Annotated in this window: 3 protein-coding genes; all 3 read left to right on the top strand. The window is 76.3% G+C overall.

The window, feature by feature from the left end; genetic code table 11:
- Positions 1-1,066 precede the first annotated feature (1,066 nt).
- The 3 genes from ACIRPK_RS34005 (at position 1,067) to ACIRPK_RS33995 (ending at position 23,305) form a co-directional block, all read left to right on the top strand.
- Positions 1,067-1,285, top strand: coding sequence for an MbtH family protein (locus ACIRPK_RS34005; protein WP_403046046.1), 219 nt, complete (start codon positions 1,067-1,069; stop codon positions 1,283-1,285).
- 196 nt (positions 1,286-1,481) lie between these two features.
- Positions 1,482-15,812, top strand: coding sequence for an amino acid adenylation domain-containing protein (locus tag ACIRPK_RS34000; RefSeq protein ID WP_403046043.1), 14,331 nt, complete (start codon positions 1,482-1,484; stop codon positions 15,810-15,812).
- Positions 15,809-23,305, top strand: coding sequence for an amino acid adenylation domain-containing protein (locus ACIRPK_RS33995; RefSeq protein ID WP_403046040.1), 7,497 nt, complete (start codon positions 15,809-15,811; stop codon positions 23,303-23,305). The genes ACIRPK_RS34000 and ACIRPK_RS33995 overlap by 4 nt, the downstream gene beginning before the upstream one ends.
- The last annotated feature ends 87 nt before the right edge of the window (positions 23,306-23,392 follow it).

Genomic DNA, 23,392 nt, shown 5'->3' with positions numbered 1-23,392 from the left:
GAACATCACCCGAACCACGACAGGCACGCCAGTACAGCCGACGTTCACACGTACGAGCGATCACGAACGGAGAGAAAAGGGACTTAACGTCCACTCAGGTGTCCGTCAAAGCGGGGCAGGGCCAACGGTTCTGGAACGGGCGGAGCGCCGGCCGGGCGGCCCGACCCTACGCCCGCCATGCGCCCCTTGGGCAGATGCCCAACCTTAACGAGGTCGGGGGTGGCGGCAGCAGCAGGTACGCCAGCAGCTACATCAGCAGGGTCGAGCTGGCGGCGGCCGGGCAGGCCGTCGCGGCCGGCACCTGCCGGAGAGCGGACATGCGCGAGGCGGCTGCTGCTGGGCTCGCGACTGGGCCGACCCCCCGGGAGCGACGGGGAACGCTCAGGGGACCTCGCCGGCAGGAGAGACCAGCCGCGATGAGGTGCGGCCCGGCCACGACACCGAGTGGGCCGCGCGGAAAGCGGTGGCCGCGACGCTCGGCAAGGGTCTGTCATGGCACATCGGAGGAACCTGCGCAGCGCCCCCCGACCGAGACCGTCGGCCGGCCACCACCCGACCCTGCCCCGCGCCGGCGACGGGCTGGTGCCAGTGAACGGGAGCGGACGGTCGGCCGACCGACGCCCGGATCACCCGGTGCGCTCAGGCGCAGATGGGGCGCGCGGAGGCGCCATCGGAGTGAAAAGGAGCCAGGGGAGCAATCACGTGCCCGGCTGCACGCCGACCAACCCCCGGTGGATATATATGGACAGACTATGATGAATCGATGTCTCGACATCAAGTACACGGCCTGGACTGGCCACAGGCATATGACAGAGATGCCGCTCTATTCGCGCATATGACCGATTGGCTTCCGGCGATCATCACAAGGCCCATGTTGCCCAGGATTAATCTTCATAAGTGACATGCATAGATATGTTTTCCGAGGGAAGCTGTACGCCGTCACGGGTACCGCATGGCTCGCACGCCCGGGCCCGGCGCAGGAAAATCGGGGATACGCGCACCGGCGCACTCGGGACCACCGCCCGTCGAGGACGGGCGACGAACTACTGACAAGGGGTGGGGACCTATGAGCAATCCGTTCGATGACGAATCCGGACGCTTCGTCGTACTGGTGAATTCCGAGGCACAGTACTCGCTGTGGCCCGCACAGCTCGACCTGCCGGGGGGCTGGGGGCGCGTGGGGGCGGAGGGCTCGCGACAGGACTGCCTGGAGCTGATCGAGAGCGCCTGGACCGACATGCGCCCCGCCAGCCTGGTGGCAGCCATGGAGGCCGACGCCGGCTGACGCGGACTGACGCGCCGTCGGACTGGCGCGAGCGTTCACTGCCGGGTCCAGTGCTCCCCGGGGATTCGAACGCATTTTCCCCATCGTTGGATTGACCGCCTCGGGGTAGTGCCCGGTCAGCCGTGTGCGGCTGACCGGCGCCCTGCGGCAATTCATCCGTTCACCATTGGAAAACCTCACCGAAGGTGTCGTCGGCATGCCCGAAAACAGCCCTGTCCGCACGGTGGAAACCGCCCCTGGCCTCCTCTCCCTGACTGCGGCCCAGGAGGGAGTGTGGTACGGCCAGTTGTTCGATCCCGGCAGTCCGAAGTACAACATCGGAGAATGCCTGGAGATCAGAGGAACGCTCGACGAGAGACTCTTCGCCGCAGTGGTCGACCGCGTGGTCCACCACTGCGAGAGCCTCAACACGGCGTTCGTCACCGAGGACGGGCAGCCCTACCAGCGGATCGTCCGCCCGGCCCGGGTCACGAACCGGCTGCGCCTGGTGGACCTGGCCGGCGCCGAGGACCCCCGGGCGGCGTCGGAGCGGTACATGGCCGAGGACATGGCCGCCGTCGACGACCTGGCGTCGCCCACCCACCACTGGGCGCTGCTGCGGCTGGGGCCTGAGCTCCACCACTGGTACGTCCGGTACCACCACATCGCGATGGACGGCCTGAGCGGCGCCCTGGTGGCCCGGTCGGTGGCCGAGCTCTACACCCGGGCGGCGGCCGGCGAGGACCTCACGTCGGCGGAGCTGCCCGGTGACTCGCTGCGGGCCCTGGTGGCGGACGAGGCGGAGTACCGCGCCTCGGACGGGTACCAGGCCGACCGCGCGTACTGGACCGAGCGGTTCGCCGGGCGGACGGGCGCCGGCAATGGAAACGAGGACGGGGGCGGCTTCCCGCTGCTGCGCAGGCGGACCGGCCTGCCGGGCCCGGGCGGGACCACGACGGCCCTGCACACCGGGGAGACGCTGCCGCTCGCCGTGTTCGACGGCCTGCGGCGGTTGGCGAAGGCGGGCCGTACCACCTGGAGCGCCGTGCTGGTCGCGGCGCTCGCCGCGTACACCGGGCGGGTCACCGGGCGGCGGGAGGTCTGCGTCGGCCTGGCCTCGCACGGGCGCCCCGGCGGGCTGCGGGAGGCGATCGGCATGACCGCCACCGTGCTTCCCGTACCGCTGGCGCTCACTCCCGGGCTGACGGTCGAGGAGCTGGTGCGCGGTGTCGCGGGCGAGATGCGCGCCGCCCTGCGCCACCGGCGCTTCTCCCGCGAGCAGCTGGCCCGCGAACTCCACCGGGCGGACGGGGTGGCGCAGCTGACCGACCTCGTGGTGAACATCATGGGGTACGACTACGACCTGGAGTTCGCGGGCAGCCGGGCCACCTCCCGGGTGCTGTCGATCGGCCCGGTGGACGACATCTCGCTGTTCGTGTCGGAACGGTCGGAGGGCACCGGCCCGCTGATCGGCTTCGACACCAACCCGGACCTGTACGACCCCGAGGACGTCCGGCTGCACCAGCAGGCCGTGATCGGCTTCCTGACCGCCTTCACCGCTGCGGACAGCACCACCCTCGTCAACGACCTGCCACTGACGGAGGGCCGGGCCGCGGCGGAGCTGCTGGACCAGGGCCGGGGGGCCGAGCTGCCCGCCGACCTGACGGTGACCAGCCTGCCGGAGGCGTTCGCGGCACAGGCCCGCAGCGCGCCCGGCTCCCCCGCCGTGGTGGACGGCCCGCTGACGCTCTCGTACCGGGACCTGGAGCTGACCGCCGCCGCGCTGGCCGGCCAACTGGTCGGCTGGGGCCTGCGGGCGGAGGACGGCGTCGGTGTGCTGACCGGCCGCTCGGCCGCCGTGGTGACCGCCTCGCTCGGTGCGGTGACCGCCGGTGCCGGGTACGTGCCGATGGACGCCGCCTGGCCGGACGCGCGCCTGGACCGGGTGGCCGAGATCGGCCGGGTCCGCGCGCTGGTGGTGGACGAGGAGGCGGCCGGGAGCGGCTGGGTGCAGGGCGCGGCCGAGCGGCTGCCGGTGCTGGTGGTCGACCGGCTCGGCACCGTGCTGCGCGGTGCCCCTGACCGACCGGGCCCGCTGCCCCGGCGGATCAGCGCCGACCAGCTCGCGTACACCGCCTTCACCTCCGGCTCCACCGGCCTGCCCAAGGGCGTCGGCGTCTCGCACGCGGACGTCCTCGCCCTGGCGGCCGACCGCACCTGGAGCGACGGCACCTGCGCGGCGGTGCTGATGCACTCGGCCTACGTCTTCGACGCCTCCACCTTCGAGATCTGGGCCCCGCTGCTGCGCGGCGGCCGGGTGGTGGTCGCCCCGCCCGGGGTGCTGGACGCCCGGACACTGACGGCGGCCGTGGCCCGGGACGGAGTGAGCGCGGTCTTCCTGACCACGGCGCTGTTCAACGAGATCGCCCGGACCGACCCGGCCGCGTTCGCCGGCCTGCGCGTGGTCGCGGCGGGCGGCGAGGCTGCCTCGCCGGAGCTGATGCAGCGGGTCGCCGCGGCGGCGCCGCAGACCCGGGTGCTGCACGTCTACGGGCCCACCGAGACCACCACCTTCGCCAGCCGCCACCATGTCCGGCCCGGGCCCGACGGGGTACCGCCGATCGGCGGCCCGCTCGACGGGACCCGCCTGTACGTGCTCGACCAGGCGCTCCGCCCGGTGCCGCCCGGCGTGGTCGGCGAGCTGTACGTGGGCGGCACCGGCGTCGCCCGCGGCTACCTGGGCCGCCCCGGTCTCACCGCGACCCGGTTCCTGGCCGACCCGCACGCCCCGGGCGGCGCCCGGATGTACCGGACCGGCGACCTGGTCCGCTGGACCGGGGACGGCGCCGTCGAGTACGTGGGACGGGCCGACGGCCAGGTCAAGCTGCGCGGTTTCCGGATCGAGCCCGCCGAGATCGAGTACGCCCTGCTCGCCCTCCCGGGCGTGCGGGACGCGCGCGTGCTGGTCCGCGAGGACGTCCCGGGCAACCCCCGGCTGGTCGGCTACGTGGTGCCGGCCGCCGGAGCCCGGCCGGACGGTCCGGAGCTGGGCCGCGCGCTCGCCCGGGTGCTGCCCGCGTACCTGGTGCCCGCCGCGTTCGTGCTGCTCGACGCGCTGCCGCTGAACGCGAACGGGAAGCTCGACCGGCAGGCGCTGCCCGCCCCGCAGGGCCCCACCGCGGCCGGGGCCGCCGCCGCCCCGGGCACCCCGCAGGAGGAGCTGCTCGCCGCCCTGTTCGCCGACGTGCTCGGGCTGCCGGCCGTCGGTGTCGACGACGACTTCTTCGCCCTCGGCGGCCACTCGCTGCTCGCCACCCGGCTGATCGGCCGGATCCGGGCCGCGACGGGTACCGAGCCCACCCTGCGCCAGGTGTTCGAACACCCCACCGTCGCCGAGCTGGCCGCCGTGCTGGGCCCGGCCGAGCCGGTGCGGCCCGACGTCGCCGCCGGGCCCCGGCCCGACCCCGTACCGCTGTCCTCCGCGCAGCACCGCCTGTGGTTCCTCAGCCAGGCGGAGGGCGCGGACGCCACCTACAACCTCCCGCTGGTCCTCGCGCTGGACGGGCCGCTCGACACCGCGGCGCTGCGCGCGGCGCTCGGCGACGTGGTCGCCCGGCACGAGAGCCTGCGGACGGTGCTGCCCGAGCGGGACGGTACGCCGCAGCAGAGCGTGCTCACCCCGCAGGCCGCCCTGCCGCTGGTCCCGCTCACCGTCGAGACGCTCCCGCCGGGCGAGCCGGCCGAGGAGTGGACCAGGGCCGTGGTGGACCGGCTGACCGCGGCGCCCTTCGACCTCACCACCGACCTCCCGGTGCGTGCCCGGCTGCTGCGGACCGGACCGGACCGGCACGTGCTGGTCCTGGTGCTGCACCACGTCAGCGCGGACGGCTGGTCGCTAGCCCCGCTCTGCCGGGACCTCGCCACCGCCCACCGGGCCCGGACGGCGGGCGCCGCCCCCGACTGGCCGGCCCTGCGCGTCCAGTACGCCGACTACGCGCTCTGGCAGCGCGGGCTGCTCGGCGCCGACGACGTCCCGCAGAGCCTGACCTCCCGTCAGCTCGCCTTCTGGCGGGGCGCGCTGGCCGGCGCGCCCGACCTGCTGTCGCTGCCCCTGGACCGCCCGCGCCCGGCGGCGCCGAGCCACCGGGGCGACGCGGTGCCGTTCGAGCTGCCCGCCGAGGCGTACGCGCGCCTGGTCCGGCTCGCCCGGGAGTCGGGCTGCACGCCGTTCATGGTGCTCCAGGCCGCGCTCGCGGTGACGCTGCACACGCACGGCGCCGGTACCGACATCCCGGTCGGCGCCGCGCTGGCCGGCCGCACCGATGAGGCGCTGGAGGAGCTGGTCGGCTTCTTCGTCAACACCGTGGTGCTGCGCACCGACCTCTCGGGCGACCCGACCTTCCGCGAACTGCTCACCCGGGTGCGGGAGTTCGACCTCGCGGCGTTCGCCCACGCCGACCTGCCGTTCGAGCGCCTGGTCGAGGGCCTCAACCCGGAGCGCTCCGCCGGCCACCACCCGCTGTTCCAGACCATGCTGGTGCTGCAGAACCAGCAGCGCGCGGAGCTGGACCTGCCGGGGGTCACCGTCCGCGACCTGTCCCGGCACCCCGGGACCAGCAAGTTCGACCTGACCTTCTCACTGGCCGAGACGGCTGAGACGGCCGGGACGGCCGGGACCGGGCACGGCCCGGGCACCGCGCTCGGCGGGTACCTGGAGTACGCCACCGACCTGTTCGACCGGAGCACGGCCCGGGCGCTCGCCGACCGGTTCGCCCATCTGCTGGCCGAGGCGGTGGGCGATCCCGACCGGACGGTCGGCGACCTCGACCCGCTCACCGCGCAGGAGCGCGCGCGGGTGCTGGAGCTGGGGCTCGGCGCCCGCCGCCCGCTGCCCTCGCGGACCGTGCCCGAGGCGGTCGCCGCCTGGGCGGCCCGCACCCCGGACGCCCCCGCCGTCCGGGACGCGCACACCCGGCTCGGCTACGCCGAGCTGGACGCCCGGGCCGACGCGCTGGCCCACGCCCTGCGCCGGCGCGGTGCCGGGCCCGGCACGCTGGTCGCGCTCGCCGTCCCGCCCTCCGTGGACACCGCCGTCGCCATGCTGGCCGTGCTCCGGACCGGGGCCGCCTACGTCCCCGTCGACCCCGACTACCCGCCCGCCCGCGTCCGGCAGATGCTGGCGGACGCCCGGCCCGTCCTGCTGGTCACCGGCGCCGGAGTCCCGGCCGACCTCCCGGCGGGCGACCTCCCCCGGCTCGGCCTGGACGACCCGGAGCTCCGCGCCCCGGCCGCTCCCGGTCCGCTCCCCCGGCCGCGCCCCTCGGACCCGGCCTACGTCATCTACACCTCCGGGTCGACCGGCCGCCCCAAGGGTGTGGTCGTCCCGCACCTGGCCCTCGCCAACCACATGCACTGGATGGCGGACCACCTCGAACTCACCCCCTCCGACCGGGTGCTGGCGCGCACCTCGACCAGCTTCGACGCCTCGGTCTGGGAGCTCTGGCTGCCGCTCACCCAGGGCGCCGAGGTCTGCGTGACGCCCGCCGGAGCCAACCGGGAGCCGCGCGAACTGCTCGCCTGGATGCGCCGCTTCGACGTGACGGTGGCTCAGTTCGTCCCCTCCCACCTGGCCCTGCTGCTCGCGGACGACTCCGACGACACCGCCGCCGCACCGCCGGCCAGCCTGCGCGCCGTCCTGTGCGGCGGCGAGACGCTGCCGCGCACCCTGGCCGAGGCCGTCGCCGACCGCTGGCGGGCCGAGCCGCACAACCTGTACGGGCCGACCGAGGCGACCATCGACGCCACCGCCCACCGCGTCGGCCGCTCCGGCGCCGGGGCGGCCCGCGCCGGATCGGTGCCCATCGGGCGGCCGGTCGACGGCATGCGCGCCTACGTGCTGGACCGGCGGCTGCGCCCCGTGCCGCCCGGTGTCACCGGGGAGCTGTACCTGGCCGGCGCCAACCTCGCCCTCGGCTACCACGACCGCCCCGGGCTCACCGCCTCCCGGTTCGTCGCCGACCCCTTCGGGGCCCCCGGGGCCCGGATGTACCGCACCGGCGACCTGGCCCGTTTCGACGGGGACGGCCTGCTGCACCACGTGGCCCGCGCCGACGACCAGGTCAAACTGCGCGGGTTCCGGATCGAACCCGGCGAGGTGGCGGCAGCCCTGCTGGAGCTGCCGGCGGTGGCGGCCGCCTGCGTGCTGGTCCGCGAGGACCTCCCCGGGCGGCCGCGCCTGGTCGCGTACGCCGTCCCGGCCGAGCCGGCCCCGACCGCCACCGCGCTGCGGGACGCCCTGGCCGAGGTGCTGCCCCACCATCTGGTGCCCGACGCGGTGGTCCTGCTGGACGGGCTCCCGCTGCTGCCCAACGGCAAGGTGGACCGCCGGGCCCTGCCCGTACCCGCCGACACCCCGTCACCGGCCGGAGCCCGCCCGCAGACGCTGCGGGAGGAGCTGCTGACCGGGATCTTCGCCGAGGTGCTGGCGCGTTCCTCGGTGGGACCGCAGCAGAGCTTCTTCGACCTCGGCGGGCACTCGCTGCTGGCCATGCGGGTGGTCAGCCGGATCCGGGGCGTGCTCGGCGCGGACCTGACGGTGCGCACCCTGTTCGAGCACCCAACCGCCGCCGCGTTGGCCCGCGTCCTGGACCCGGCGGCGCCCGGCCGGCCCGCGCTCACCCGCACCGGCCACGCCGACCGCCCCGACCCGCTACCGCTGTCCGCCGCCCAGAGCCGGCTCTGGTTCCTCAACCGGATGGACGGCCCCGGCTCCACCTACAACCTCCCGCTGGTCCTGGAGCTGCGCGGCACCCTGGACCCGGACGCCCTGCGCGGCGCCCTGCTCGACGTGGTGGAGCGGCACGAGGCCCTGCGCACCGTCTTCCCCGAACGGGACGGCACGCCCCGTCAGCTCGTCCTCCCCGCCGAGGCCGCCGCGCCCCGGCCACCGGTGGAGAGCACCGCGCCGAAGGACCTGGAGGCAGCCGTGCTGGCCGCCGTCGGCGAGCCCTTCGACGTGCTCACCGACCCGCCGCTCCGCGCCCGGCTGCTGCGCGCCGCGCCCGGGCACCACGTGCTGGTGCTGGTGCTGCACCACATCGCGGGCGACGGTTGGTCGCTCGGCCCACTGACCCGGGACCTCGCCGAGGCCTACCGGGCCCGCCTGACCGGCCCGCAGGCCGCGGGAGCGCTCCCGGCGGCGCCGCTGCAGTACGCCGACTACACCCTCTGGCAGCGCGAACTGCTGGGCGAGGACGGGGAGCTGCTGCCCCGTCAGCTCGACCACTGGCGCCGGGCGCTGGCCGGTCTGCCCGCCCTGCTCGACCTGCCGCTGGACCACCCCCGACCGGCGACCGCGGACGCCCGCGGCGCCGTGGTGGAGTTCGACCTCCCGCCCGCCCTGCACACCGCGCTGCTCGGCCTCGCGCGGGGCACCGGGAGCACCCTGTTCATGGTGCTGCAGGCGGCCGTGGCCGCCCTGCTGCATCGGCACGGCGCGGGCGAGGACATCCCCTTGGGCACCCCGGTGGCCGGGCGCGGCGAGGAGGCGCTGGAGGAGCTGGTCGGCTTCTTCGTCAACACGCTGGTGCTGCGCACCGACCTCTCCGGCGACCCGACGTTCCGTGAGCTGCTGCACCGGGTGCGGGAGTTCGACCTGGCGGCGTTCGCCCACCAGGACGTGCCGTTCGAGCGGCTGGTGGAGAGCCTGAACCCGGTCCGGGCCCGGGACCACCACCCGCTGTTCCAGACCATGGTGGTGCTGCAGAACCAGCAGGCCGGCCGTCCCGAGCTGCCCGGTCTCACCGTCGAGCAGCGCCTGGTCCACAACGGCCTGAGCAAGTTCGACCTGACCTTCTCCTTCGGCGCGGAGCCGGGCCCGGACGGCACGGCACCCGTCCTCTCCGCCGGGCTCGAGTACGCCACCGCGCTGTTCGACCGGGCCACCGCCGAGGCGCTGGCGGCCCGGCTGGTGCGGCTGCTGGAGCAGGCGGTGGCCGCACCCGACCAGCGCCTGTCCGGGTACGAGCTGCTCACCGCCGAGGAGCACCGCCGGGTCTCGCACTGGGGCGCGGCGCACCCGCTGCCCCCGGCCGCCGGTACCCTGCCCGCGCTGTTCGCCCGCCAGGCACACCGCACGCCCGGCGCCCCCGCCGTCACCGACGGCGCGGTCACCCTCTCCTACGCCGAGCTGGACCGGGCCTCCGCCGAGCTCGCGGTCGTCCTGGCCGGTCACGGCATCGGCCCGGAGGACGCCGTCGGCGTGCTGCTCGGCCGCTCGGCCGCCGTGGTGACGGCCTCGCTCGGCACGGTCCGCGCGGCGGCCGCGTACGTCCCGCTGGACGCCCGCTGGCCCGCCGAGCGGCTGGACCAGGTCGCCGCCGTGGCGGAGCCCCGCCTGCTGCTGGTCGACGAGGAGAGCGCCGCCACCCCGTGGGTGGCCGACCGGGCGGCCACCCTGCCGCTGGTGGTGCTGGACCGTCAGGGCCGCGTCCTGCGGGGCGCGCCAGGGCGGCCCAGCCGTCCGGAGCGGGTGCCGGGCCCGGATTCCCTGGCGTACGTGATGTTCACCTCCGGCTCCACCGGCCTGCCCAAGGGCGTCGGCGTCACCCAAGCCGACGTCGCCGCCCTGGCGGAGGACGCCGCGTGGTCCGACGGCGCCGCGGACGCGGTGCTGATGCACTCCGCGTACGTCTTCGACGCCTCCACCTTCGAGATCTGGGCGCCGCTGCTGAACGGCGGCCGGGTGGTGGTCGCCCCGGACGGGCTGCTGGAGGCCCGCACCCTGGACGCCGCCGTCCACGACCACGGCGTCACGGCGGTCTTCCTGACCACCGCGCTGTTCAACGTGATCGCGGAGACCGACCCGGGCGCCTTCACCGGCCTGCGGGTGGTCTGCGCGGGCGGCGAGCTGGCCTCGCCCGATGCCATGCAGCGGGTCGCGGCCACCGCGCCCGGGGCCCGGGTGCTGCACGTCTACGGCCCCACCGAGACCACCACCTTCGCCACCCGGTACGCCGTCACCGCCGACCTCCCGGCCGGGCCGCCGCCGATCGGGCGGCCGCTGGACGGCATGCGGCTGCACGTCCTGGACGCCGCCCTCGCGCCGGTGCCCCCGGGCGTGGTCGGCGAGCTGTACCTGGCCGGCCGGGGCGTGGCCCGCGGCTACCTGGGCCGCCCCGGCCTGACCGCCGGACGCTTCGTCGCCGACCCGTTCGCCGCCGACGGCAGCCGGATGTACCGCACCGGCGACCTGGTCCGCTGGACCCCGGAGGGACAGATCGCCTACGTCTCGCGGGCCGACGGCCAGGTCAAACTGCGCGGCTACCGGATCGAGTTGGGCGAGGTCGAAGGAGCCCTGTCGGCCCGCCCCGAGGTGGCCGACGCCTTCGCCCTGGTCCGCGAGGACCTGCCCGGCGACCGCCGGCTGGTCGCGTACGTGGTCCCCACGGCCGGCACCGGCGCCGACCCGGCCGGGATGGCCCGGGAGCTGGCCCTGGAGTTGGCCCGGGTGCTGCCCGGCTACCTGGTGCCGTCCGCGATCGTGCCGCTGGCGGCGCTCCCACTCACCCCGAACGGGAAGGTGGACCGCGCCGCCCTGCCGGTACCGGCCCAGTCCACCGCCGTTCCGGGCCGGGCGCCGCGCACCGCCCGGGAGGAGGTGGTCTGCGCGGTCTTCGCCGACCTGCTCGGCCGCCCGGTGGTCGGCGCGGACGACGACTTCTTCGCCCTCGGCGGCCACTCGCTGCTCGCCACCCGGCTGGCCGCCCGGCTGCGCGCGGTGCTCGACCTGGAGGTCGAGGTGCGGACCGTCTTCGACCACCCCACCCCGGCCCGGCTGGCCGCCGCCCTCGACGGCGCGGACACGGCCCGGGCCCGCCTGGAGCGGGCCGCCCACCGGCCCGACCCGATGCCGCTCTCCCCCGCCCAGCAGCGCCTGTGGTTCCTGCACCGCTTCGAGGGGCCGAGCGCCACCTACAACGTGCCGCTGGTGCTCCGGCTGGACGGGCCGCTGGACGGGGACGCCCTCGCCCGGGCCCTGGCCGACGTGGTCGGGCGGCACGAGAGCCTGCGCACCGTCTTCCCGGACACCGCGGGGGTGCCGAGCCAGCGGGTGCTGGACGCGGCGGGCGCCGACCTCGACCTGACGCCCCGCCAGGTCGACCCGGCGCAGCTGGACACCGTGCTGAGCGCCGAGACCGCGCACACCTTCGACGTCAGCCGCGAGCGCCCCGTCCGGGCCCGGCTGCTGCGGCTGGGTGAGGACGCGCACGTCCTGGTGCTGCTGCTGCACCACATCGCCGGGGACGGCTGGTCGCTGGAGCCGCTCGCCCGCGACCTGGGCACGGCCTACCGCGCCCGCACCGGCGGGACCGCCCCCGACTGGCCCGAACTGCCCGTCCAGTACGCCGACTACACCCTCTGGCAGCGCGCGCTGCTCGGCGACGAGGACGACCCCGCCGCACCGGCCGCCCGGCAGCTCGCGTACTGGCGCTCCGCGCTCGACGGCCTGCCAGACCTGCTCGACCTGCCGCTCGACCGGCCGCGCCCGGCCGTTGCCAGCCACCGGGGCGAGGCGTTCGCCTTCCCGGTGGACGCCGTGACGCACCGCGCGCTCGCCGAGCTGGCCCGCTCGCGCGGCAGCAGTCTGTTCATGGTGCTCCAGGCCGCGCTCGCCGTGCTGTTCCGGGCGCACGGGGCCGGCGAGGACATCCCGCTCGGCACCCCGGTGGCCGGACGCACCGACGAGGCGCTGGACGACCTGGTCGGCTTCTTCGTCAACACGCTGGTGCTGCGCACCGACCTGAGCGGCGACCCGACCTTCGATCAGGTCCTGGACCGGGTGCGGGACTTCGACCTCGCCGCCTACGCCCACCAGGACGTGCCGTTCGAGCGGCTGGTGGACGCGCTGGACCCGCAGCGCACCCAGAGCCGCCACCCGCTGTTCCAGACCATGCTGGTGCTGCAGAACCAGGCCGGCGCGGCCGTCGAACTGCCGGGCCTGACGGTGACGGAGCAGCAGGTGCGCACCGGCATCAGCAAGTTCGACCTGACCTTCACCTTCACCGAGCGCCGCGACGGCCAGGGGCGCCCGGCCGGGTTGGACGGGACGCTCGAGTTCGCCACCGACCTGTTCGCGCCCGCCACCGCCCGCGCGCTCGCCGACCGGCTGGTCCGGCTGCTGGGCTCGCTCGGCGCCGACCCCGCACAGCGGGTGGGTGCCGTCACCGTGCTGGCGCCGGAGGAGACGGCCGCCCTGCTGCGGGCCGGGCACGGCGCGGTCCGTCGGGTGCCCGAGCGCACCGTGCCCGGGGCGTTCCGGGCCCAGCGCGACCGCACCCCCGACGCGCTCGCCGTCCGGGACGGCGCCCGCAGCCTGACCTTCGCCGAACTCGACCTCCGCTCCGACGCGCTGGCCCGGCGGCTGCGCGGCCGGGGTGTCCGACGCGGGGAGGTGGTGGCGCTGGCCCTGCCGGGCACGGCCCACCAGGTGGTGGCGATGCTGGCGGTGGCCAAGGCCGGGGCGGCCTGGCTGCCGCTCGACCCGGACCACCCGGCCGCCCGGCTCCGGTCGGTGGTCGAGGACGCCCGGCCGGTCCTGCTGCTCACCTCGGAGCAGGTCCGCGCGGCGCTGCCGGAGCTGCCGGTCCCGGTGCTCACCGTGGACGGGGCACCCACCGGCCCGGAGGCGGACCTCGACACCCCCGGGCCGCTGGACGCCGCGTACGTCATCCACACCTCGGGCTCCACCGGCCGCCCCAAGGGCGTGGTGGTCACCCACGCCGCGCTCACCAACCACATGGCCTGGATGGCGGACCACCTCGAACTCACCGGTGCCGACCGGGTGCTGGCCCGCACCTCGCCGGGCTTCGACGCCTCGGTCTGGGAGACCTGGCTGCCGCTGCTGCACGGCGGTGCCACCTGCCCGGTGCCGCCGGACCTGACCCATGACCCGGCCGCGCTGCTGGCCCGGATGCGGGCCGAGGGGGTGACGGTGGCTCAGTTCGTGCCCTCGCTGCTGGCCCTGGTGCTCGGCGAGACCGAGCACGAGGAGCCGCCGGCCGCGCTGCGGGCCGTCCTGTGCGGCGGCGAGCCGCTGCCCGTGGCACTGGCCGAGCGCACCGTACGGGCCTGGGGCGTGGAGGCCCACAACCTGTACGGACCGACCGAGGCGACCATCGACGCCACCGCCCACCGGTACGGCGGCGGGGACCGCGAGGGCTCGGTGCCGCTCGGGCACCCCGTCGACAACACCCGCGCGTACGTCCTGGACGGTGCGCTGCGCCCCGTCCCGGCTGGCGTGGTGGGCGAGTTGTACCTGGCGGGCGAGGGCCTGGCGCGCGGCTATCTGGGCCGGCCGGGCCTGACCGCCGGACGGTTCACCGCCGACCCCTTCGCCGCCGACGGCAGCCGGATGTACCGCACCGGCGACCTGGTGCGGCGCGACGCGGACGGGCGGCTCGGCTACCTGGGCCGGGCCGACGACCAGGTCAAGCTGCACGGCGTGCGGATGGAGCCCGGCGAGATCGAGGCCGCGCTGACCGCGGTCGAGGGCGTCGGGGCCGCCTGCGTGCTGGTCCGCGAGGACCGTCCGGGCGAGCAGCGGCTGGTCGCCTACACGGTGGCCGCCTCCGGCCGGGCCGCCGTCCCCGAGGACGGCGAGCTGCGCGCCCGGCTGGCCGGGGTGCTGCCGCCGTCGATGGTCCCGTCGGTCTTCGTCCGGCTGGACGCGCTGCCGCTGCTGGCCAACGGCAAGACCGACCGACGGGCGCTGCCGGCGCCCGCGCTCCCCGCCCCGGCGGCCGGCCGGGCGGGCGGGCGGCCGCGCACCGAGCGGGAGCAGGCGCTGTGCGGGGCGTTCGCCTCGGTGCTGCGGCTGCCCGGGGTGCGCACCGACGACGACTTCTTCGCGCTCGGCGGTGACAGCATCCTCTCCATCCAACTGGTCAGCCGGGTCCGCGAGTTCCAGCTCCGGATCACCCCCAGGGACGTGTTCCTGCACCGCACGCCCGAGGCGCTCGCACTGGTCGCCGAGGACGCCGGCGCGCGGACGGCGGCCCCGGTGGACGACGGGGTCGGCACCATGCCGCTGACCCCGATCGCGGCCTGGTTCCTGGACCGTCCGGGCCCGACCGACGGCTACCACCAGTCCGCGGTGCTGCGCACGCCCGCCGATGCCACCCACGAGCGGCTCACCGCTGCGCTGCAGGCCCTGGTCGACCACCACGACATGCTCCGGGTCCGCGTCACCCGCACCGCCGGGGGCGCCCCCGGACTGGAGACGCTGCCCCGGGGCACCGTGCGGATCGCCCCCCGCCTCACCCGGATCGACACGGCCGGGTACGCGGAGGACAAGGTCCGCGCGGTCCTCACCGAGGCGGGCGAGCAGGCCCGGCGCCGGTTGCGGCCCGCGCACGGCGAGGTGGTCGAAGCGGTGTGGTGCGACGCCGGGCCGGGGGTGCCCGGGCGGCTGCTGCTGCTGGTGCACCACCTGGCGGTGGACGCGGTGTCCTGGCGGATCCTGGCCGAGGACCTGGTCACCGCCTGGACCTCCGGGCCAGGGGCCGCACTGCCACCCGTCGCCACCTCCTACCGGGCCTGGGCCCGGCTGCTCGCCACCGCCGCCGAGCAGGGCGCCCGGGCGGCCGAGCTGCCCCGCTGGGAGGCGCAGGGCCGGGCCGTGGCACCGCCCTTGGGCACCCGTCGGCTGGACCCGGCCCGGGACACCGCCGCCCGGACCAGGACCCTCACCACCCACCCGGCCGGCGCCGCCACCGAGGCGCTGCTCAGCACCGTTCCCGCCGCCTTCCACGCCGGGGTGGACGACGTCCTGCTCACGGCCCTCGCACTCGCCGTCCGCAGCCTGCGGGCCCGGCGGGGCGAGGCCGGTGACGGTGTGCTGATCGACCTGGAGAGCCACGGCCGCGAACAGCTCACGGCCGAGCTCGACCTGTCCCGGACGGTCGGCTGGTTCACCAGCCTGTACCCCGTGCTGCTCGACCCGGGCCCGCCGGACCCGCGCGACCCGGAGCGGTTGGACGCCGCCGTGGTGGACCGCGCCGTCAAGCGCGTCAAGGAGCAGCTGCGGGCGGTGCCGGACCACGGCATCGGGTACGGCGTACTGCGCCACCTCGACCCGGCGGCGGCCGCCCGGCTGGCCGGGGCGCCCGACCCCGAGATCGGCTTCAACTACCTCGGCCGGTACGCCGCGACCGGGCCGGGCGGCGACTGGGAGGTGCTGCCCGACGGCGGTGCCCCGGCCGCCCAGGACCGGGACATGCCGGTCCACCACGTCCTGGACATCAACGCCCACACCGAGGACGGCCCGGCCGGCCCGCGGCTGGTGGTGCGCTGGACCTGGGCGGCGGAGCTGCTCGACCAGGCGGAGGTCGGCGCCCTGGCCGACGCCTTCGACCGGGCCCTGCGGGCGCTGGCCGACCACGCGGAGCGGCCCGGCGCGGGCGGCCTGACGCCGTCCGACCTTCCCCTGGTCACCCTCGACCAGGGCCAACTCGACCGACTGAAGACCAAGTGGGGTGGACGCGCATGACCGGGTTCGAGCTCGAGGACGTACTTCCGCTGACGCCCTTGCAGGAGGGCATGCTGTTCCACGCCCTGTACGACGAGGCCGCGATCGACGTCTACACGGCGCAGTTCGTCCTCACCCTGGAGGGCACCGTCGACCCGGCCGCGCTGCGGGCCGCCGTCGCGGCGCTGCTGCGCCGCCACGCCAACCTGCGGGTCGGCTTCCTGCACGAGGACCTGGACCAGCCGGTGCAGGCGGTGGCCGCGCAGGTGCCGGTGCCGCTGCGCACGTACGACCTGACGGCGGGTGAGGGCCCGGGCGGGGTGGCCGACCGGCTGCGGGAGTTCCTGGCCGCCGACCGGGTCCGGCGGTTCGACCTGGCCGATCCGCCGCTGATGCGGTTCGCCCTGCTGCGCACCGGGACGGACCGCCACCGGCTGGTGATGACCAGTCATCACCTGCTGCTGGACGGCTGGTCGCTGCCGCTGCTGCTGCGCGAGCTGTTCGAGCTGTACGCCCACCACGGCGACGACTCCGCCCTGCCGCGCGTCACCCCCTACCGCAACTACCTCGCCTGGCTCGCCGGGCAGGACCGGGCCGCCGCGCTGGACGCCTGGCGCACCGCCCTGGCGGGGCTGGAGGGCCCCACCCTGCTGGCCGGGCGCGGCCCGGCGGAGCAGGGCCGCATCGGGGAGCTGCCGGAGCGCGTGGTGCTGGAGCTGGACCGGGACACCACCGAGCGGCTGCGCGCCACCGCGCGGGCCCACCGGCTGACCCTCAACACCCTGGTGCAGGGCGCCTGGGGCCTGCTGCTGGCCCGGTTGACCGGCCGGTCCGACGTGGTGTTCGGCACCACCGTCTCCGGACGGCCGCCGGAGCTGCCCGGTGTCGAGTCCATGATCGGACTGTTCATCAACACGGTGCCGGTCCGCCTGACCCTGCGCGCCAGGGAGAGCCTCGCCGGGCTGCTGGCCCGGTTCCAGGACGAGCAGGCCCGGCTGCTGGGCAGTCAGCACACCGGCCTGGCCGAGATCAGCGGCACGACCGGGCTCGACACCCTCTTCGACACCCTGGCGGTGTTCGAGAACTACCCGCTGGACCAGGAGGGCCTGGCCGCCGCCGGACAGCGCCTGCCCGGGCTGGCCGTCACCGGGATCGAGGGCGCCGACGCCGCGCACTACCCGCTGACCCTCACCGTCGCCCCCGGCGCCACCCTGCGCCTCACCTTCGCCCACCGCCCCGAGCTGCTGGACGGCGCCTGGACGGCCCGCACCGCCGCCCGGATGCGGAGGCTGCTGACCGCGCTGGCCGACGGCCTGGACGTCCGCGCCGACACCGTCTCCGTCCTGCTGGACGGCGAGGCCGAGGCCCTGCTCGCCGCCGGGGCGGGCCCGGAGCCGGCGGCGGACGCCCGCGCCACCGACCTGCCCGCCGCCGTCGCCCGCCGGGCCGCCGCGCACCCGGAGGCGCTCGCCGTCACCGGCCCGGCCGGGAGCCTGACCTACCGTCAGCTCGTCTCCCGGGCCGACCTCCTGACCCAGGCGCTGACCGGTCTCGGTGCGGCGCCCGAGGAGGGCGTCGGCCTGCTGCTGGGCCGCTCCCCCGCCCAGGTCACCGCCCCGCTCGGGGTGCTCCGGGCCGGTGCCGCGTACGTGCCGCTGGACCCGCGCTGGCCCGCCGAGCGGCTCGGCCAGGTGACCGCGGCCGCCGCCCCCCGCCTGCTGATCGTCGACGCCGCCCACGCCACCCATCCCTGGGTGCGCGAACTCGGCCCCGGGGTACGGGTGCTGACGGTGGACGACACCGGCCGCGTCACCAGCGGCGGGCCGTACGCCCCGGGTCCGCTGCCCGCCCCGGCCGGCGGTGACCGGCTGGCCTACACCATGTTCACCTCGGGCTCCACCGGCCGACCCAAGGGCGTCGGCGTCACCCACGGCGACATCGCCGCACTCGCCGCCGACCGCACCTGGAACCGGGACGGGGCGGGCGAGGCCGTCCTGATGCACTCCGCCTACGCCTTCGACGCCGCCACCTTCGAGCTCTGGGTCCCGCTGCTGCGCGGCGGCCGGGTCGTCCTCGCCCCCGACGGCGTGCTCCAGCCCGAGCAGCTGCGCGAGGCCGTCACCCGGCACGGTGCCCGGGCGGCCTTCCTCACCACGGCGCTGTTCAACGTCTTCGCCGAGACCGACCCCGGCGCGCTCGGCCTGCTGCGGCTGGCCGCCGGCGGCGGGGAGGCGGCCGCCCCCGGTGTGCTCCAGCACCTCGCCGCCGCGTACCCCGCCACCCGCGTGCTCAACGCGTACGGGCCCACCGAGGCGACCACCTTCGCCCTGCTGCACCGCGTCCCCGCCGAGCACGCCCCGGGCGGCATCCCGCCGATCGGCCGACCGCTGGACGGCGTACGGGCGCTGGTCCTGGACGGCGCGCTGCGCCCCGCCCCGGACGGCGCCGAGGGCGAGCTGTACCTCGCGGGCCCCGGCGTGGCCCGCGGCTACCTCGGGCAGCCGGGCCTCACCGCCACCCGGTTCGTGGCCGACCCCTTCGCGGCCGACGGGAGCCGGATGTACCGCACCGGCGACCTGGTGCGCCGCGCCCCGGGCATCGGCCTGGTCCACGTCGGCCGCGCCGACCAGCAGGTCAAGCTGCGCGGCCACCGGATCGAGCCCGCCGAGATCGAGGCCGCACTGCGCGACCACCCGACGGTCCGGGCCGCCTGCGTCGTGGTGCGGGAGGACCGGCCCGGCGACCGGGCCCTGGCCGCGTACGTCGTCCCGGCGACCGGCCGCACGGCCGACCCTGCCGCTCTCACCGCCCACCTGGCCGGCCGGCTGCCCGCCCACCTGGTGCCGCCGAGCGTGCAGGTGCTGGCCGCCCTGCCGATGACGGCCAACGGCAAGCTCGACCGCACCGCGCTGCCCGCGCCCGACGCCCCCGCCGGGGCCGCCACCGCTGCCGCCGGACGGGCGCCGCACGGCGCCCGCGAGGAGATCCTCGCCGCGCTCTTCGCCGAGACCCTCGGCCGGGCCCGGGTCGGCGCGGAGGACAACTTCTTCGCGCTCGGCGGCAATTCGCTGCTCGCCACCCTGCTGGTCGGCCGCATCCGCACCGCGCTGGACGCCGAGGCGCAGATCCGCACGCTGTTCGAGCACCCCACCGTCGCCTCGCTCGCCGCCGCCCTGGCGGACGCCGGGCGCCCGGCCCGGCCGGCCCTGACCGCCCGCCCGCACCCCGAGGAGCTCCCGCTCTCGCCCGCGCAGCAGCGGCTGTGGTTCCTGCACCGCCTCGACGGCCCCTCCGCCACCTACCACATCCCCTTCGCGGTACGCCTCGAAGGCGGGCTCGACCCGGACGCGCTGCGCCTGGCGCTGCGCGACGTCCTGCTCCGGCACTCCGCCCTGCGCACCGTCTTCCCGGCCGGTCCGGACGGCCCGGTGCAGCGCGTCCTCGCACCCGAGGAGGTCCGGCTGCCGTTCGCGCTGGAGTCCGTGGACGAGGAGAAGCACGCGGACCGGATCGCGGCCGCCGTCGCCGAACCCATCGACGTCGAGCAGGAACTCCCGCTCCGCGCCGTGCTGCTGCGGCTCGCCGAGCGCACCCACGTCTTGGTCCTGGTGATCCATCACATCGCCGCCGACGGCTCCTCGCTGGCCCCGCTGGTCCGTGACCTCGGCACCGCCTACCGGGCCCGCCTGGCGGGAGCGGCCCCCGCCTGGAGCCCGCTCCCCGTCGACTACGCCGACTACACCCTCTGGCAGCGCGAGCTGCTCGGCGACGAGCAGGACCCCGACAGCCCAGTGGGCCGTCAACTCGCCTTCTGGCGCGAGGCCCTGGCCGGACTGCCGGAGCGCGTGGAGCTGCCCCGGGACCGCCCGCAGCCGGCCGTCGCCGGGCACGACGGCGCCACCCACCACTTCACCGTCGGCCCCGACACCACCCGCCGGATCGAGGCCCTGGCCCGGGCCGGCCGGTGCACCCCCTTCATGGTGCTGCAGGCCGCCCTGGCGCTGCTGCTGTCCCGGCACGGCGCCGGGGAGGACGTCCCGCTGGGCACCGCCGTGGCCGGGCGCACCGACGCGGCCACCGCCGACCTGGTCGGCTTCTTCGTCAACACCCTGGTGCTGCGCACCGACCTCTCCGGCGACCCGACGTTCGGCGAACTCCTGGACCGGGTCAAGGAGTTCGACCTGGCCGCGCACGCGCACCAGGACGTCCCGTTCGAGCGGCTGGTCGAGCTGCTCAACCCGGCCCGGGCCCAGCACCACCCGCTGTTCCAGACCATGCTGGTGCTGCAGAACCACACCCGGGCCACCCCCGTCGACCTGCCCGGCCTCACCGTCCACCCGGTGCCGCTGGACCTCGGCGCCAGCAAGTTCGACCTGTCGTTCACCTTCGCCGAGACGCCGGACGACGGGCCCGTACCGGGCGCGCTGCTGGGGAGCGTCGACTACGCGACCGACCTCTTCGACGCCGACACCGTCCGCACCCTGGCCGACCGGCTGGTCCGGCTGCTCGACGCCGTCACCACCGACCCGGGCCTGCCGCTGCACGCCTACCAGGTGCTCGACCCCACCGACCGGGCCCGGCTCGCCCGGTGGGGCACCGGCCCCGCCGCCACCGTCGCGACCTTCCCCGAGCTACTGTCCGCCTGGGTGCGCGACACCCCCGACGCACCCGCCGTCCGCGACCCGCACACCACCCTGACCTACCGTCAGCTCGACGCCCGCGCCGACACCCTGGCCCGGCAGCTGGCCGCCCACGGCGTCGGCCCCGAGGACCGGGTCGCGGTCGCGCTGCCCCGGGACGCCTCACTGCCCGTCGCCCTGCTCGCGGTCCTCAAGGCCGGCGCCGCCTACCTGCCCCTGGACACCGACTACCCGGCCGCCCGGCTGGCCCACATGCTGGCGGACGCGGCGCCGCGGCTGCTGCTCACCACCCCCGAGCTGCACCACCGCCTCCCCGCCACCACCGTCCCCCACCTGTACCCGGGCGACGACCACCCCGCCCTGCCCGGGCCGCTGCCGGCCGCCCGCCCCGAACACCCGGCCTACGTCATCCACACCTCGGGCTCCACCGGGCGCCCCAAGGGCGTGGTCGTCACCCACCGGGGCATCGCGGCGATGGCCGCCACCCAGCGCGAACGCCTCCGGGTCACCCCGGCCGCCCGCGTCCTGCAGCTGGCCTCGGTGAGCTTCGACGCCGCCTTCTGGGAGCTCTCGATGGCCCTGCTCGCCGGGGCCTGCCTGGAGCTCGACACGAAGGAGGCACTGCTCCCCGGCCCGGCCCTGGCCGACCGCGTCCGCGACCACGGCATCACCCACCTCACCCTCCCGCCGGCCGCCCTGGCGGTACTGCCGCCCGACTCCCTGCCCGCCGGGACGACCATCGTGCTGGCCGGCGAGGCCTGCCCGCCCGCCCTGGCCCGCACCTGGTCCCGCGGCCGGCACCTGGTCAACGCGTACGGGCCCACCGAGACCACGGTCTGCGCCACCATGAGCGACTTCCAGCACCCCGACGGGCCGTTCGCCCCCGACCGCACGGTGCCGATCGGCGCCCCCGTCGACGGCACCCGCGTCCAGGTCCTCGACGACCGGCTGGTACCCGTACCGCCGGGCGTGGCGGGCGAGTTGTACGTCTCGGGCGAGGGCCTGGCCCGGGGCTACCACGGGCGGCCCGGGCTCACCGCCACCCGGTTCGTCGCGGACCCCTCCGCAACCGACGGGAGCCGGATGTACCGTACCGGCGACCTCGCCCGCTGGGACCGCCACGGCGAGCTGGAGTACCTCGGCCGGGTGGACGACCAGGTCAAGCTGCGGGGCTTCCGGATCGAGCTCGGCGAGATCGAGGCGGCCCTCACCGCCCTGCCCGGCATCGCAGCCGCCTGCGCCGTCGTCCGCGAGGACCGTCCGGGCGACCGGCGCCTGGTCGCCTACACCGTGGCTGCCCGCGGGTCCGACGACGCCCCGGACGGCGAGCGGGTACGGGCGCTGCTGGCGGCCGTCCTGCCGGAGCACATGGTGCCCTCCGCCCACGTCCGCCTCGACGCCCTGCCGGTCACCCCCAACGGCAAGACCGACCGCCGGGCCCTGCCCGCACCCGCCGGCCCCCGGACCGCCGGGCGCGGCCCGCGCACCGAGCGCGAACGCGCGCTGTGCGAGGTCTTCGCGCAGACCCTCGGGCTGCCTGCGGTCGGCGCCACCGACGACTTCTTCGCCCTCGGCGGCCACTCCCTGCTCGCCGTCACCCTGGCCCGGCGGATCGAGGAGCGCTTCGGCCGACGGCTGCCGCTGCGCGCACTGTTCGCGGCCCCGACCGTCGAAGGCGTCGCCGGTCTGCTGGGCGGCACGAGCACGGCCCCCGAACGGATCGACTGGGCGTCAGAAGTCCGCCTGGCCCCGGACATCACCGGCCGGGCCCGCCCGTCCCGGCTCTCCTCCCGGCCCCTGCTCACCGGGGCCTCCGGCTTCCTCGGCGCGTACCTGCTCCGCGATCTCCTCGACGCCACCGGCGGCCCCGTCGACTGCCTCGTCCGCGCCCGGGACGAGCACGACGGCGCCCACCGCCTGGAGGCCAACCTGCGCCACTACGGCCTCTGGCACGACCGGTACCGCCCCCTGATCCACCCGGTCCCGGGCGACCTCGCCACCCCGGGCCTGGCGCTCACCCCCGAGGTCCGCGCCGCCTTGGTCCGCCGCCTCGGCCCCGTCCTGCACAACGGCGCGCGCGTGCACTTCGCGGCCGGCTACGCCGACCTGCGCCCCGCCAACGTGGCCGGCACCGAGGAGCTGCTGCGCCTGCTCGCCGACTCCGGCTCCCCCGGCCTGCACTACGTGTCGACCACCGGCGTCCACTCCCCGACCGGCGGTCCGGCCCGCATCACCGAGCGCACCCCGACCGGCCCGGCCGACGCCCTGCCGGACGGCTACTCCCGGAGCAAGTGGGTCGCCGAAGGCCTGGTCGGTCTGGCCCGCGAACGCGGCCTGCCGGTCACCCTGCACCGCCCCGGCCGGATCAGCGGCGACACCGGCACCGGCGCCTGCCAGGAGCACGACCTGCTCTGGCAGCTCATCAAGGGCTGCCTCCAGGCCCACGCCGTCCCCGACCTGCCCCCCGGCTCCACCGGCTGGGTGCCCGTCGACTTCGTCAGCGCCTCGATCGTCGCGCTCTGCACCACCGACCGCGACGGCACCGAGACCTTCCATCACACCCACCCCGACCCGCCGGCCCTCGACGCGGTCTTCGACGCCGCCCGCACCGCGGGCTACCGGGTGGACACCCTCCCCACCGAACAGTGGCAGCACGCCGTGGCCGCATCCCCCGACAACGCCGCCCAGCTCTTCCTGGGCGAGCCCGGCCGGGCACCGCGCACCACCGAGGCACGGCACTTCGACTCCCGTACCACCGCAGCCACCGTCGCGGCCCTGGGCGTCCACACGCCCGCGCTCACCGGGGAGGTGATCGCCCGCTACCTCGCCTACTTCCGCGACACCGGCTTCCTGCCGTCCCCGGACGCCCGCTGACGACGGCTCAGGCCGATCCACCGGGACCGCCCACGGACCCCGCCGGCGGCCACCCCGCTTTCGGGGGGTGGCCGTCGGCCTGGCCGC

The organism is Kitasatospora sp. NPDC101801, from assembly GCF_044766665.1.
Classification (GTDB): Bacteria; Actinomycetota; Actinomycetes; order Streptomycetales; family Streptomycetaceae; genus Kitasatospora.
The sequence above is the reverse complement of the archived record's forward strand: the minus strand, read 5'-3'. Positions and strand labels throughout refer to the sequence as shown.

Coding starts and splice junctions, on each gene's coding strand:
- ACIRPK_RS34005 (WP_403046046.1), top strand. CDS start 1,067: ATGAGCAATCCGTTCGATGACGAATCCGGACGCTTCGTCGTACTGGTG.
- ACIRPK_RS34000 (WP_403046043.1), top strand. CDS start 1,482: ATGCCCGAAAACAGCCCTGTCCGCACGGTGGAAACCGCCCCTGGCCTC.
- ACIRPK_RS33995 (WP_403046040.1), top strand. CDS start 15,809: ATGACCGGGTTCGAGCTCGAGGACGTACTTCCGCTGACGCCCTTGCAG.